Source organism: Pedobacter rhizosphaerae, assembly GCF_900111155.1.
GTDB lineage: Bacteria > Bacteroidota > Bacteroidia > Sphingobacteriales > Sphingobacteriaceae > Pedobacter > Pedobacter rhizosphaerae.
Map to the genome: position 1 here is coordinate 278,456 of NZ_FOGG01000002.1, position 14,590 is coordinate 293,045.

A 14,590-nucleotide genomic window follows, 5' to 3' on the forward strand; every position below is an offset into this window, starting at 1 on the left:
CTAATATAAGTTTTATTCATAAATAAGACACAAATTTTTACGCAAAAAATACAAATGAAAACAGAGTTAGTGATTGATTTAGAGGCGGAAAAACAAGAAATATTAAAGCGATACAGGGCATTATTACGGGCCAGCAAGTCTACTTTACAAAAAGGCGACAAGAAAGAAATCCGTAAAGCATTCGATATGGCCTTAGAAAGTCATAAAGATATGCGCCGTAAATCTGGAGAGCCTTATATCTATCACCCTATTGCGGTTGCACAAATTGCAGCAGAAGAAATCGGTTTGGGAACTACCTCTATTGTATGTGCCTTGTTGCATGATGTTGTAGAAGATACCAATATTACTTTAGAAGATATTGAGCGTGAATTCGGAAAGAAAACGGCCAAAATTATTGATGGCCTGACCAAAATCTCCGGTGTTTTCGATACCAATAGCTCCTTACAGGCAGAGAATTTCCGTAAAATGCTGCTTACCCTGGCAGATGATGTACGGGTGATTTTAATCAAATTAGCCGATCGCCTGCACAACATGCGAACAATGGATTTCATGCCTCGACACAAACAGTTGAAGATAGCTTCTGAAACCATTTACCTGTATGCTCCCCTCGCCCATCGTTTAGGACTTTATGCCATAAAATCTGAACTGGAAGATCTTTCAATGAAATATCTGGAGCCAGATACCTATAAGTTTATCGCTAAAAAACTAAATGAGAAAAAGGCAGAACGGGCACTGTTTATCAAAAAATTCGTAGAACCTATTGATGAAATTGTGCATGAGCAAGGTTTAGTAGCCGATGTGTATGGCCGTCCAAAGTCTATTCATTCCATCTGGAATAAGATGAAAAAGAAAAATATCCCCTTCGAAGAGGTGTATGATCTTTTCGCTATCCGGATTATTTTAGATAGCCCGCCAGAAAATGAAAAAGCCGATTGCTGGAAAGCCTATTCCATCGTTACCGACCTTTATCGTCCAAATCCTGATCGTTTAAGAGATTGGGTATCTTCTCCAAAGGGAAATGGTTACGAAAGTTTGCACACCACGGTAATGGGGCCTAGAGGACAATGGGTTGAGGTTCAGATCCGTACACAACGCATGAATGAAATTGCCGAAAAAGGTTTCGCAGCCCATTGGAAATATAAAGAATCGAGCAATGACAATGGTTTAGATCAATGGATCCAGAAGGTGCGTGAAATGTTAAGCAATCCGGAAGCCAATGCTTTAGATTTCTTAGACGACTTCAAAATGAACCTTTTCTCCGATGAGATCTTCATTTTTACCCCTAAGGGAGCTTTAATCCAGTTGCCATTGGGTGCTACGGCGCTCGATTTCGCTTTTGAGATTCATACAGATGTAGGCGCAACCTGTATTGGTGCGAAAGTAAACCATAAACTGGTACCAATTTCTTACAAATTACAAAATGGAGATCAGGTAGAAATCATCACTTCAAGCAAGCAAACACCAAAAGAAGACTGGCTTAATGTGGTGGTAACCGCAAAGGCGAAATCCAAGATCAAATCCTCACTAAAAGAAGAAAAGCGTAAAATTGCCGAAGAAGGTAAAGAAATTTTAGAACGTAAGCTCAAATCTTTAAAAATCACTTACAATACCGATAACCTCAATAAAATCAGTTATTTCTTTAAGCTTCCTTCTACGCAGGAACTTTTTGTAAATGTGGCCTTAGGAAAAATAGAACTTAAAGACATTAAGGAATATTTATCAAGCGAAAAAGAGATAGAGCACCGCGGCCCTGAACGCCCTGAAAACCTGAGTGTTGATGGTATAAAGAGCAAAATGAAGGGTACCGAATCCGATATTTTACTTATCGGAGAAGATATGCAGCGTATTGATTATACACTTGCTGCCTGCTGTAATCCTATTCCTGGAGATGATGTTTTTGGTTTTATTACCGTAAGTGATGGCATCAAAATCCACCGCACCAATTGCCCGAATGCCGCTCAATTAATGGCCAATTACGGCTACCGTGTGGTGAAGGCTAAGTGGAATAAACAAAAAGAACTCACCTTCCTTACCGGATTGAAAATAGTAGGGATTGATGATGTAGGATTGATTAACAACATCACAAAGGTGATTTCAGGTGATTTTAAGGTAAACATGCGTTCCATAACAGTAGATACCAACGAAGGCATTTTCGAAGGCTCAATTATGATCTTTGTAAACGATACAGAACATTTAGAGAATTTAATTAAAAATCTATTGAAAGTTAGAGGAGTAACAAGCGTAACCCGTTTTGATGCATAGTTAGATTAGAATTATGGCGTTCGAAATCCTAAGTCGCATACTTTTAGGCCAATTGGCTCAGAAGTATGCGTCTCGAAGACCTAACATTCTTACAACATTTAAACAAACTAACGCTAGAACAATCAAACTATTTACCTACCTTTGATGGGAGTTAAAAAACTATGTCTGAACAAAAAACAAATGAGCTCGTTCGTAAGATTTTTGAAGCTTATTTAGAGAACAAAAATCTGAGAAAAACACCTGAGCGTTTCGCCATACTAGAAGAAATCTATTCAAGAAACGATCACTTCGATGTAGAAACCCTCTACATCCATATGAAAAACCAAAAATATCGTGTTAGCCGTGCTACGGTTTATAATACCTTAGAGTTATTGGTTTCATGTGATTTAGTTACCAAACACCAGTTTGGTAAGAACATGGCACAGTTCGAAAAATCTTACGGCTATCGCCAGCACGACCATGTAATCTGTATTGAGTGTGGTAAAGTGGTCGAATTCTGTGATCCACGTATTCACCAAATCCAATCTATGGTTGGAGATTTACTCAAATTCGATATCAAACACCACTCTTTAAATCTTTATGGTTTCTGCTCTGATTGTAGTGTAGCCAGAAAAGTAAGTGAAAATGCCGCTGAAAAGCTAGAAGCAAATTAAATCAATAAAAAAATAAAACCAGCTTAATTTTTTAATAATGACGCAAGTAGATGTACTTCTCGGCCTGCAATGGGGCGATGAAGGAAAGGGAAAAATCGTTGATGTTCTAAGTCCAAAATATGATCTAATCGCCCGGTTTCAGGGAGGACCAAACGCAGGCCATACCTTAGAATTCGATGGAAAAAAATTCGTTCTCAACACTATCCCATCAGGAATTTTTAACGAAAAAACCATGAACCTTATTGGTAATGGTGTAGTTATAGATCCAATCATTTTAAAAAGAGAGCTTGACAATCTAAAAAAAGCGGGTCATGATCCTGTTGCCGATGGCAAATTAGTAATCGCCCGTAAAGCACACTTAATCCTACCTACCCACCAATTATTAGATGCCGCTAACGAGGCTAGAATGGGTAAAAATAAAATTGGATCTACCTTAAAAGGTATTGGCCCAACTTATATGGATAAAACTGGCCGTAATGGTCTTCGTGTGGGTGATACTACCCTTCCGGATTTTAAAGAACGCTACGCCAAATTGGTAGAGAAGCATACTGAAATTCTTTCTCACTATGAGTTTGAATATGAATTAGCCGAAAAAGAAGCCGCTTTCTTCGAAGCGATCGAATTCTTAAAAAGCATTCCTCATGTAGATAGCGAACACTTCGTTAACGGATACCTTAAAGAAGGAAAAGCTGTTTTAGCTGAAGGTGCACAAGGAACTTTATTAGACGTAGACTTTGGTTCATACCCATTTGTAACTTCTAGTAACACCACTACAGCAGGTGCTTGTACCGGCTTAGGTATTGCTCCAAATAAAGTTGGCGCAGTTTACGGTATCTTCAAAGCTTATTGCACACGTGTTGGAGGTGGTCCTTTCCCAACTGAGTTAGAAAATGAAGTTGGCGAAAGCTTACGTGCATTAGGTCATGAATTTGGAGCAACAACAGGTCGTGCGCGTCGTTGCGGCTGGATTGATCTTCCCGCATTAAAATATGCCATCATGCTTAACGGTGTTACCGAACTAATTATGATGAAAGCCGACGTGTTAGATACTTTCGATACCATTTACGCTTGTACACACTATGAATACAACGGCGAAACTATCGATTACATGCCGTATGACATCATCTCTATTGAACCAAAACCGGTATTAAAAGCTATTGAGGGTTGGGCAACTGATGTAACTAAAATTACAGCCGTAGATCAAATCCCCGAAAAATTAACGGCTTACATTCAATTCTTAGAAAAAGAATTAGAAGTTCCAATCAAATTCCTTTCAGTAGGACCAGATAGAGCACAAACTTTAGAATTACACTAGAAACTAGTTAATACAACAAGAGAATATAAAAGCAATCCTTAGTGGGTTGCTTTTCCTGTTTAAGAAATCCAATAATAAACTCCTTCTTGCTCTTATAAAGCTCGTCATGTTGACCTGTAATGCAGTGGAAAGGTAAGTAGTAATTTATTTCAGCATCTTTTAGAATAGACCCTGAAACAAGTTCAGGGGGACGAATATATTGGAACAGCAACTTGTTTCAGCATCTTGCCAAAATTACCTTGTGTTTAGCTACCTTTGCCGCAACTTGAAAAACCAACAGCACATACTAGATTTTAAACGAAAAGCGTTGCATTGGGCGAACCAATTCGAGGTTTGCTGTTTCCTGGATTCCAATCAATATAACGACGCTTATTCTAAATACGATTTTGTTTTAGCTGCAGGTTGCAAAAGTGCATTAAAAACGTCGAATAATGATGCTTTTGAACAACTGAAAGCCTTTTATGAAAAACACCCTCAGTGGATGTTTGGCTATTTCAGTTACGATCTTAAGAATGCTACAGAAAACCTGAAGTCAGACAATCCAGATTATCTAAGCTTCCCGGCACTTTACTTCTTTATTCCCGAATACCTGATTGCTTCCAGAAATGGAAATATTGAAATCATCATTGGCGATCCATCGATTCTTCAACAAATAGACGATTTTAAGGTCACCAGCCATCCATCAACACCAGCACTAAGCATCCAGTCCAGATTACCTCGAAAAACCTATATCGATAGCGTAAATGCTTTAAAGACACACATTGTTCGGGGTGATATATACGAAATTAATTTTTGCCAGGAGTTTTTTGCCGAAAATGCAAGGGTAAATCCATTGCAGACTTTTGAGCTGCTAAATACAATATCGCCTACTCCGTTTGCGGGTTACTTTAAAGTTTACGATCAATATATTCTTTCCGCAACACCAGAAAGATTCTTATGCAAAAGAGGCAATAAATTAATTTCCCAGCCTATAAAAGGTACTGCAAGAAGAAGTGCCAACCTGCAGGAAGATAATGCCATAAAAACGGCATTGCGTAACGATGTAAAAGAGCAGGCAGAAAATGTGATGATCGTCGACTTAGTGCGCCACGATCTAACTAAATCAGCTGTAAAGGGATCGGTAAAAGTGGATGAGCTTTTCGGAATCTACAGCTTTCCTCAAGTCCATCAAATGATTTCAACCGTCAGCTGCGAGTTAAATCCAGAAATACATTTTATTGACGCAATTAAGAATACCTTCCCGATGGGATCAATGACAGGGGCACCTAAAATAAAGGCTATGCAATTGATAGAAAGATATGAAACCACCAAGAGAGGTGTATATTCAGGTTCTTTTGGTTGTATTAGCCCTGATGGCGAGTTCGATTTCAATGTGATCATCCGCAGTATTCTCTACGATGCCAAAACTCAATACCTGTCATTTCAGGTGGGCGGTGCAATTACCTATCAATGCGAAGCCGAGAAAGAATATGAGGAATGCTTACTAAAGGCAAGCGCCATTTTGAAGGTACTGGAAACCCATGGTTCGTGCCCCACGAACCATTTCATAACCCACGAACCATCATAAAACAAATTGGTCCGTGTATCACGGACCAATCTGCTTACTTTTTATAATACTGTTGCGCTTCAGGCAAATATTTTTGAATTTGAGCGATACGTGTAGCATCGCTTGGGTGGGTGCTTAAAAATTCTGCTGGCTTTTGAGCATTTGCAGAAGCTGCGGCCATCCTATTCCAGAAACTAACAGATGATTGTGGATTATATCCGGCCATGGCCATAAAAATTAAACCCAACCTGTCTGCCTCTAACTCCTGGTTACGGCTAAATTTAAGCATAGCCACTGGCGTACCAACACCATATAAAGTATTAAAAATCGATTGTGTTTTAGGATTTTTAGATAGCGCTACACCGCCCAATGTACCAAGGCCCTGAGCTACCATCTCACTCGACATTCTTTCAGCAGAATGGCCTGCAATGGCGTGTGCAATTTCGTGCCCCATTACGGTAGCTAAACCTGCATCATCCTGTGTTACAGGCAATATACCGGTATAAACAACAATCTTACCACCTGGCATACACCATGCATTTTTTTCATTGTTTTGCACCACATTAACTTCCCATTTATAATCCTTGATTAAGTTGCCGTAGTTATTGTTATTCATGTAGGTTTGAACCGCAGAAATTAATCGGCTTCCAATTGTTTTCACCTTTAAGGCCTGAGCATTTGAAGCAGGCAATACCGTTGTTTTATTCTCGGTTAAGAATTCGCTATAGGCTTGAAAAGCCATTGGCAAAACTTGATCATTGCTCACTAAATCTAATCGGCTACGTCCAGTTAAAGGGACAGTAGAGCAAGAATTCATCAATAGTGTTGCAGCAACGCAAGCAGTTAGTAGTACCCTTTTCATATAGTTTTTTTGTTAATGATTTAGTTTCCTTATCCTAAACATTGCTGTTTAAAATAAGTTTCAAAAGAGATAATGATTTGTTAAATTAATTAGTTTTCTTCTTAAACAAATACACTTTTGATTCTTTGCCTTTAAGCAATCTTTCGAGATTTTTTTGGTGGGTAACTAAGATTAAAATGCAAACGCACATACCATACAGTACCTCAGACTTAATAGACACCTGGAATAAAAACACCACACTGAGTGGGAAAGTAAATCCGGCGCAAATTGAGCTTAGGGAAACATATTTGGTGATTAGCAGTACTACCACAAAAACCAGAACGCAAAGCATAGATGCCGGGAAGTTAACTGCTAAAACCATTCCAAAAAGTGTAGCCACTCCTTTGCCTCCCCTAAACCCAGCAAAGATGGGAAACAAATGCCCCATAACAGCAGTAACACCAAGTGCGAGCTGGTAATTCACGAAAACAACTGAATTTTGAGGGCCTGTAACAGACATGCCTATGAGATAGGCCAAATTGGTTGCTGTATAGCCTTTGGCAATGTCGATAAGCATTACCGCAATACCGGCCTTTTTGCCCAACACCCTAAAAGTATTGGTTGCCCCTGCATTGCCGCTGCCGTACTCTCTAACGTCAACACCATAAAAGGCCTGACCCAGCCATACTGCTGTTGGTATCGAGCCAAAAAGGTATGCCGCTAATAGAGCAGTAAGAGAATAAACCGTGACCATACCCTACAATGATACAAAAAATAAGCTTGTAATTTTATAGCAAATCACCTTTAATAAGCTTTTAAACTCATATCCAAACTTTTAACCGAATGCGTTAGAGCGCCCATAGAAATGTAATCTACTCCACATGCGGCATAATCTGCCACATTTTCTGAGGTAATTCCTCCCGATGCTTCCGTAACAAACTTTTCAGCTATCTGCTTTACAGCCGCACGTAAATTATCAAAGCTAAAATTATCCAGCATGATCCTATCCACGCCGCCAACTTCAAGCACTTGTGTAAGCTCTTCCAGATTTCTTACTTCAATTTCTATTTGTAGCGATTTATTGTGATCTTTTAAGTATTGGTGTGCAGCGTTAATAGCCTTTGCAATACCGCCCGCATAATCAACATGATTATCTTTAATGAGAATCATATCGTACAGGCCTATTCTGTGGTTAACACCTCCACCAATTCTTACCGCCCATTTCTCTATGTACCGAAGTCCGGGGGTAGTTTTACGGGTATCTAAAATTTGCGTTTTAGTGCCTTCCAGCTTGGCTACAATCAGATGTGTTTGAGTAGCAATGCCACTCATGCGTTGCATGCAGTTTAAAACCAACCGTTCTGCTATTAAAATAGAATGGGTACTACCCGATACCGTTAAAACAATATCTCCTACTTTTACCGCAGCTCCATCCTGGATAAATACTTCAACGGCAAGCGCCGAATCTACAACTTTAAAAATCTCTAACGCGAGTTCTACGCCTGCTAAAACACCATTTTCTTTGATAATGAGCTTAGCCTTTCCCTGAGTTCCCGGCGGAATCGTTGAAAGTGAGGTATGATCGCCGTCACCAACATCTTCGGTTAGGGCATTTTTTATGAATTGATGTATCAGTTGAGTATCCAAAATATCGGCTTTATGCCGCAAAAATAAGAATTATTTACGATCAGGCAATTAACTGGCAATAGTTTAGTTTACAGTATTGATTAATCCTTCGCCGGCTCTATCCGTAATTCCGTAATCAAAAAGCTGGTATTAAACTTTTTCATGGTAATGGATACCCTAAAGGTTTCCTTAGAGGTAGTGTAGAGCAGCACACCAAATCTATAATTGGGATTGGTATTAATTTTATGAAAAATGCTGGTTTTTACCGGAGGATGTTTGGAAAAAAAATCTTTTAAAATTTGTTCACCTTGTGCTTTAGAGTATACATCTTCTTCATCTATAATAATCAATTCTATGGTTGAAGAAAAGCTTTTAGCAATCTCTTTTGAATTACTCGACCTGAAATACGAGGATAAATCGTCAATAATATCGGCCTGGTAGCCTATAGAACGATATATAGGGGACAAACTAATAATCAATAAAAATATGCTCCGGATCATTTCTGTACAATATACAGAATCGATCAGCTAAAATTATGCCATTAGCTTATCAAAAAAAGGAAATCATAATTTATATAAGTTTCAAGAAAGCTATATTTGCCTAGCATTAACCAAAACACTACAATTCGTAAAATGTTTTAGTTAATCATGTATTTGAATGTTAATGGTAAGAAATCCGCCCATCAGGTGTATAATATTGTGTATTTTCTTACCCAAAAATAAAAACAATGAAAAATAAAAAACTTGCACTTATCATTTTAGACGGCTGGGGTTACGGAAAACAAGATAACTCTGATGCTGCTTATGCCGCCAATACTCCTTTTTTTGATTCTCTATTGAAAAACTATCCCAATTCTAAATTGGAAGCCTCTGGTGAAGCTGTGGGTTTACCTGCCGGGCAAATGGGAAACTCAGAAGTTGGTCACATGAATTTAGGTGCAGGTAGAACAGTTTATCAGGAATTAGGACGCATCAACAAAGCGATCACAGACCACGAACTTCATCAAAACCCTATCTTGCTGAATGCATTTGAATATGCAAAGAAAAACAATAAATCACTCCACCTTATCGGGTTGGTATCTAACGGAGGCGTACACGCACACATCGAACACTTAAAGGCACTTTGCGATGCTGCCGACGAAGCAAGCGTGAAAAACACCTTTATCCATGCCTTTTTAGACGGGCGTGATACAGATCCAAATTCTGGCTTAGGCTTTATTACCGATTTGGAAAACCACCTGCAACACTCATCTGCCAAACTGGCTTCGATGGTAGGACGTTACTATGCCATGGATAGAGATAATCGCTGGGAGAGAGTGAAACAGGCATACGATGTGATGGTTAATGGTATTGGCGAGAAAACCCAGGATGCACTTGGAGCAATCCAAAAATCTTACCATGATGGTGTAACCGACGAGTTCTTAAAGCCAATTGTTTTAACCCAGGATAACGGCTCCCCTGTGGCTACCATCCAAAATGATGATGTAGTTATCTGTTTCAATTTCCGTACAGATAGAGGTAGAGAGATCACCACAGCTTTAACGCAAAAAGATTTCCCTGAGCAACAAATGCACAAGCTTCCATTGTATTATGTAACCATGACCACATATGACGAGAGCTTTGAAGGGGTAAATGTAATCTTTACGAAAGATGATCTTTCGCATACCTTAGGAGAAGTTCTTGCGGCCAATCATAAAAACCAGATTCGTATCGCAGAAACAGAAAAATATCCTCATGTAACCTTCTTCTTCTCAGGCGGCAGAGAAACAGAGTTCGAAAACGAGAAAAGAATATTAATTCCTTCTCCGAAGGTAGCAACATATGATTTGCAACCAGAAATGAGTGCTCAGGGAATTACAGATGCCATTACCAAAGAATTGGAAAGCGGTTGGGCAGACTTTATCTGTTTAAATTTTGCTAATCCGGATATGGTTGGTCACACAGGAGTTTTTCCTGCCGTGATTAAAGCGGTAGAAACTGCAGACAGATGCGCACAGGAAGTAGTTACTAAAGGATTGGAAAACGGATATTCGTTCATCATCTTAGCAGATCACGGTAACTCTGAATTTATGGTGAATAATGACGGATCGCCAAATACAGCACACACCACTAACCTGGTTCCATGCATTTTGATCGATAATGATTATCATTCGATTGCTGATGGCAAACTGGGAGATATTGCCCCTACCGTTCTGAGAATTCTAGGTGTAAATATCCCGGCTGAAATGACAGGTAATGTTTTGGTATAATGGTTAAAAAATACTGGTTATGCATATTTGTATTGGCTTTTTCTGCCTGTAGCTCAGATAAACAACCTGAAAATACAGATAATCAAGCATATTTTGATTTACCGGGCTATTTCAAAAAAGAAATAGCCCGGTTACAAAAAATTGATCCACAGGTAAATAAAACAGTGGTAACCAATGGCCGTTCAGAGCAAAAAAATATAAAAATTGCAGACTGGGCACAGGAACTGGCCATCTTTGTAGATGCCGATATAAACAAAACCTCCTGGAGAGGTAGCTTTAGTGTTTCCAAAACAGATTCAACCCAGCGCTTCACTTCAGATAACAAGAAGATCAGAATTAAAGAGCTGGCCATAACAAATAAGGGAACGCAAATTAAACGTATTGAAATTCTTGTTGCGGTTAAGAATATTCTTTACACTTCTACCGATACCTTGATTTATTGTCCCGATAGTCTTTACGAGATTAAAAAACAGCAAAAAATTAAATTGTTATCACAGAAAAACTATGCAATAGTTGGAAAGTTGAAATAAAAAAAGGTCCTGAAATAACTCCAGGACCTTTTTTATCTACACAAAACTCAATCTCGTATCTCAAATCTCATGTCTCATATCTTGTATCTCGTGTCTTGTATCTTTCGTCTAAACTATCCCTTACTTCAAACTCGAAATCTGCGCCTTGTCATAAGTAATCCAGTCTATAATATCTTTCCTCAAAGGTTGTAAGGTAAGTACCTTTTGAAAATCTGCAATTGAGTTATTGAATAAAGCTATGCACGCGGTTTTTTCAGGACCTTTTTTTGCTTTATACGATTTGAATATAGCGTAATCCTTATAAGCCAACGCCCTGTTTTGAAGCATTTGCGTATCCTCTTCACTACTTAATTCAATGGCTTTGGTAAAATCTTTTATTGCTGAAATATAAAAATTATCTCTCATTTGATTTAGAGTCTCCTTAGGGTCATTGGCTACGTTTAACCTGGCCTTCCCACGGTAATAATACGCAGAAACCTCACTTGGTGTAACTAAAATCAGTCGGCTGTAAGTAGATATACATTTCTCATACTCGCCATTTTGATAGTAAGAATAACCCAGCATTTTTAAAACTTTGGCATTATCGGGATCTTTAGCATCGGCCTTTTCTAATTGGGTAACGGCAGCTTTAAAATCACCCTTCATCATTGCCTGCATGCTCTTATCATAGTTGTTTTGGGCAAAACTGCTGCTAGATGAAAAGATAATTAGTCCTAAAATGGCTTTTTTAAAATAGTTCATGTATGATTAATAAGTTAACAAATCTAAACACATCAGTGGGATTTGCAAGAATAATTATTTGCAATATAATCCAATTCTGATAATATAAAAGTTTTTTTAATTTTGTATTACCGCACCTCGCCTTTAAACATTAGCTTTAACGCTAAAATTGAATTTATATGATAATGGCTTAAAGATTTAGTTTTCCCTGCCGTTTTAACATAACATTAATATTATTTTCACTTTGGCACAAGAGTTGAAATTAATACCGTAACAATTAAATTAAACAAGTGGATACGATCAAACTGCCAGTTTGTCGTTAGCGATACATGTGATAATGAGTAAACAAGATATATTTGATTTTCATTCAGCAATGCCAATAATAAACGAAGACACCGAATTTTTCCCATTAATGTCTCAACAAGATGAGGATGAGATGAATAACGAGGAGACTCCAGAAACTTTGGCAATCTTGCCGTTGCGAAATACTGTTTTATTCCCTGGTGTAGTTATTCCGATAACTGTTGGAAGAGATAAATCGATAAAATTAATTAAGGAAGCGTATAAAGGAAATAAAATCATAGGTGTTGTTTCTCAGAAAGATGTTTCTATAGAAGACCCTACCTTTGAGCAACTTAACACCGTTGGTACTGTAGCTAATATTATTAAGCTTTTGCAAATGCCAGATGGTAATACTACTGTGATTATCCAGGGTAAACAGCGTTTTTCATTAATAGAAGAAGTTCAAAATGAACCCTATATTAAGGCTGTAGTAAAGAAATTTGAAGAGCAAAAGCATAAAGCTGACAAAGAGTTCAAAACTTTAATTGCCAGCATTCGTGAAATGTCTGCTCAGATTATTCAACTTTCTCCAAATATCCCTACTGAGGCCAGCATAGCCTTGAAAAACATAGAAAGCAATTCATTTTTGATTAATTTTATTTCTTCAAATATGAATGCCGAAATGGCCGATAAGCAGAAAATCTTAGAGATGAATAAACTGCAGGATCGTGCGCAAAAGGTTATGGAGTTGTTGATGGTTGAACTTCAGATGCTGGAATTGAGAAACCAGATTCAATCTAAGGTTCGTACAGATTTAGATAAACAACAACGCGACTACTTCTTAAATCAACAGCTGAAAACCATCCAGGAAGAACTTGGTGGAAGTTCGGCTGATTTAGAATTTGATGCGCTACAGGAAAAGGCCAAACAAAAAAAATGGTCTAAAGCCGTGGCTTCTCATTTTGATAAGGAATTGGATAAGCTAGGAAGAATGAATCCTGCTGCACCCGATTATTCTGTTCAGTTAAACTACCTTGAATTACTTTTAGACTTGCCATGGAGCGAGTTCACCAAAGATAACTTTGACCTAAAACGTGCGCAGCGTATTTTAGATAAGGATCATTTCGGACTGGAAAAAGTAAAACAACGTATCATTGAATATTTAGCTGTTCTAAAGTTAAAACGCGATATGAAAGCGCCTATTTTATGCTTGGTAGGTCCTCCGGGAGTAGGTAAAACCTCTTTAGGAAAATCTATTGCAAAAGCTTTAGGCCGTAAATATGTTAGAATGGCACTCGGAGGTATCCGAGATGAAGCTGAAATTCGTGGCCACCGTAAAACGTATATCGGTGCAATGCCAGGCCGGATTATCTCATCGATTAAAAAAGCTGGCGCGGATAATCCCGTTTTCGTTTTAGATGAGATTGATAAAGTTGGGACTGATCATCGTGGAGACCCTTCTTCTGCCCTATTGGAGGTTTTAGATCCTGAGCAAAACAGTGCTTTCTATGATCACTACGTAGAAATGGATTATGATCTTTCTAACATTCTTTTTATTGCTACCGCTAACTCTCTAAGCACCATACAACCGGCATTGCTAGACCGTATGGAAATTATCGAGGTAAATGGTTACACCATTGAAGAGAAAATTGAGATCGCTAAAAAATATCTGCTACCTAAACAGAAGGAAAATCACGGTTTACAGAATAAAGACATTAATTTAAAACCAGCACTAATCGAAAAAGTAATCGAAGATTATACCAGAGAATCTGGCGTTCGTGGCCTGGAGAAAAAGATTGGCTCTATTGTTCGTGGCGTAGCAACAAAGATTGCTATGGAAGAAGAATACCAGGTGACCTTAACGCCTGAAGACATAGAACGCATTTTAGGCGCACCTATCTACGACAAAGACTTGTACGAAGGCAATGAAGTGGCTGGCGTAGTTACGGGCTTAGCCTGGACAAGTGTAGGTGGGGATATTCTCTTTATTGAGGCAAGTTTAAGCCCTGGAAAAGGCAAATTAACGCTAACGGGAAACCTTGGCGATGTAATGAAGGAATCAGCAGTTATTGCACTAGCCTATCTCAGAGCTCATGCCGCTGAATTTGGAATAGACTATTCTTTATTTGACAACTGGGATGTACACGTTCACGTTCCGGCGGGAGCAACGCCTAAAGATGGTCCATCTGCCGGTGTAACCATGCTCACAGCGTTAACTTCTGCTTTCACTCAACGTAAAGTAAAACAACATTTAGCCATGACAGGTGAAATCACCTTGAGAGGGAAAGTGCTTCCGGTAGGAGGTATTAAAGAAAAAATACTGGCAGCAAAAAGAGCTAACATCAAAGAGATTATCCTTTGTAAGAGTAACAGAAAGGATATCCTTGAAATTAAAGAAAGCTACGTTAAAGATTTAAAATTCCACTACGTAACGGAAATGAGCGAGGTAATTGAAATGGCTTTAACCAAGAATAAGGTTAAGAAACCATTGGATTTATCTGTTAAGATTCCAACTATCGTTAACTAAATTGTAAACTTTCGATTTCTATACTGAAATCTCAAATAGT

At 38.4% G+C, this 14,590-nt stretch carries 12 protein-coding genes; 7 read left to right on the forward strand and 5 right to left on the reverse strand.

Annotated elements, in window-relative coordinates:
* Nucleotides 1–54 precede the first annotated feature (54 nt).
* The 4 genes from BMX11_RS02775 to BMX11_RS02790 all read left to right on the forward strand — a co-directional run bounded on the left by BMX11_RS02775 (nucleotide 55) and on the right by BMX11_RS02790 (nucleotide 5,797).
* Nucleotides 55–2,262 (forward strand): RelA/SpoT family protein, encoded by a 2,208-nt coding sequence (locus BMX11_RS02775; RefSeq protein ID WP_090881050.1) that lies wholly within the window; start codon nucleotides 55–57, stop codon nucleotides 2,260–2,262.
* A 161-nt stretch (nucleotides 2,263–2,423) separates the two neighbouring features.
* Nucleotides 2,424–2,915, forward strand: a complete 492-nt coding sequence (locus BMX11_RS02780) for a Fur family transcriptional regulator (protein WP_090881053.1) — start codon at nucleotides 2,424–2,426, stop codon at nucleotides 2,913–2,915.
* 37 nt (nucleotides 2,916–2,952) lie between these two features.
* Nucleotides 2,953–4,230 carry an adenylosuccinate synthase gene (locus BMX11_RS02785; RefSeq protein ID WP_090881056.1) on the forward strand — a complete coding sequence of 426 codons (1,278 nt, stop codon included), beginning with the start codon at nucleotides 2,953–2,955 and terminating at the stop codon, nucleotides 4,228–4,230.
* Between the two features lie 307 nt (nucleotides 4,231–4,537).
* The gene (locus BMX11_RS02790) at nucleotides 4,538–5,797 is read left to right on the forward strand and encodes an anthranilate synthase component I family protein (RefSeq protein ID WP_245738561.1); all 1,260 of its coding nucleotides are present in this window, start codon (nucleotides 4,538–4,540) and stop codon (nucleotides 5,795–5,797) included.
* A 34-nt stretch (nucleotides 5,798–5,831) separates the two neighbouring features.
* Here the strand turns inward: BMX11_RS02790 and BMX11_RS02795 are convergent, their stop codons facing one another.
* From BMX11_RS02795 to BMX11_RS02810, 4 genes are all read right to left on the reverse strand, one after another.
* The gene (locus BMX11_RS02795) at nucleotides 5,832–6,638 is read right to left on the reverse strand and encodes a M48 family metallopeptidase (RefSeq protein WP_090881061.1); all 807 of its coding nucleotides are present in this window, start codon (nucleotides 6,636–6,638) and stop codon (nucleotides 5,832–5,834) included.
* A gap of 85 nt (nucleotides 6,639–6,723) precedes the next feature.
* Nucleotides 6,724–7,371, reverse strand: coding sequence for a glycerol-3-phosphate 1-O-acyltransferase PlsY (gene plsY / locus BMX11_RS02800; RefSeq protein ID WP_090881063.1), 648 nt, complete (start codon nucleotides 7,369–7,371; stop codon nucleotides 6,724–6,726).
* A gap of 50 nt (nucleotides 7,372–7,421) precedes the next feature.
* On the reverse strand, nucleotides 7,422–8,264 hold the full coding sequence (nadC, locus tag BMX11_RS02805; RefSeq protein WP_090881224.1) for a carboxylating nicotinate-nucleotide diphosphorylase: 843 nt from the start codon (nucleotides 8,262–8,264) through the stop codon (nucleotides 7,422–7,424).
* Nucleotides 8,265–8,344: 80 nt separating this feature from the next.
* Complete coding sequence (locus tag BMX11_RS02810; protein WP_090881066.1) at nucleotides 8,345–8,743, reverse strand: DUF4783 domain-containing protein; 399 nt, start codon at nucleotides 8,741–8,743, stop codon at nucleotides 8,345–8,347.
* A 227-nt stretch (nucleotides 8,744–8,970) separates the two neighbouring features.
* Between BMX11_RS02810 and gpmI the strand changes: the two genes are divergently transcribed.
* Together gpmI and BMX11_RS02820 are read left to right on the forward strand one after the other, a co-directional pair.
* Nucleotides 8,971–10,491: a 2,3-bisphosphoglycerate-independent phosphoglycerate mutase gene (gene gpmI / locus BMX11_RS02815; RefSeq protein WP_090881069.1), complete on the forward strand. Its 1,521-nt coding sequence runs from the start codon at nucleotides 8,971–8,973 to the stop codon at nucleotides 10,489–10,491.
* Complete coding sequence (locus tag BMX11_RS02820) at nucleotides 10,491–11,021, forward strand: hypothetical protein (RefSeq protein ID WP_090881075.1); 531 nt, start codon at nucleotides 10,491–10,493, stop codon at nucleotides 11,019–11,021. Before gpmI ends, BMX11_RS02820 begins: the two co-directional genes overlap by 1 nt.
* 120 nt (nucleotides 11,022–11,141) lie before the next feature.
* Here BMX11_RS02820 and BMX11_RS02825 read toward each other — a convergent pair whose 3' ends face one another.
* Nucleotides 11,142–11,762 (reverse strand): tetratricopeptide repeat protein, encoded by a 621-nt coding sequence (locus BMX11_RS02825; protein ID WP_090881078.1) that lies wholly within the window; start codon nucleotides 11,760–11,762, stop codon nucleotides 11,142–11,144.
* Between the two features lie 316 nt (nucleotides 11,763–12,078).
* Here BMX11_RS02825 and lon point away from each other — a divergent pair, with 316 nt between their 5' ends.
* Nucleotides 12,079–14,550 carry an endopeptidase La gene (lon, locus tag BMX11_RS02830; RefSeq protein WP_090881081.1) on the forward strand — a complete coding sequence of 824 codons (2,472 nt, stop codon included), beginning with the start codon at nucleotides 12,079–12,081 and terminating at the stop codon, nucleotides 14,548–14,550.
* Nucleotides 14,551–14,590: the final 40 nt, after the last annotated feature.

Coding starts and splice junctions, on each gene's coding strand:
- BMX11_RS02775 (WP_090881050.1), top strand. CDS start 55: ATGAAAACAGAGTTAGTGATTGATTTAGAGGCGGAAAAACAAGAAATA.
- BMX11_RS02780 (WP_090881053.1), top strand. CDS start 2,424: ATGTCTGAACAAAAAACAAATGAGCTCGTTCGTAAGATTTTTGAAGCT.
- BMX11_RS02785 (WP_090881056.1), top strand. CDS start 2,953: ATGACGCAAGTAGATGTACTTCTCGGCCTGCAATGGGGCGATGAAGGA.
- BMX11_RS02795 (WP_090881061.1), bottom strand. CDS start 6,638: ATGAAAAGGGTACTACTAACTGCTTGCGTTGCTGCAACACTATTGATG.
- plsY (WP_090881063.1), bottom strand. CDS start 7,371: ATGGTCACGGTTTATTCTCTTACTGCTCTATTAGCGGCATACCTTTTT.
- BMX11_RS02810 (WP_090881066.1), bottom strand. CDS start 8,743: ATGATCCGGAGCATATTTTTATTGATTATTAGTTTGTCCCCTATATAT.
- gpmI (WP_090881069.1), top strand. CDS start 8,971: ATGAAAAATAAAAAACTTGCACTTATCATTTTAGACGGCTGGGGTTAC.
- BMX11_RS02820 (WP_090881075.1), top strand. CDS start 10,491: ATGGTTAAAAAATACTGGTTATGCATATTTGTATTGGCTTTTTCTGCC.
- BMX11_RS02825 (WP_090881078.1), bottom strand. CDS start 11,762: ATGAACTATTTTAAAAAAGCCATTTTAGGACTAATTATCTTTTCATCT.
- lon (WP_090881081.1), top strand. CDS start 12,079: ATGAGTAAACAAGATATATTTGATTTTCATTCAGCAATGCCAATAATA.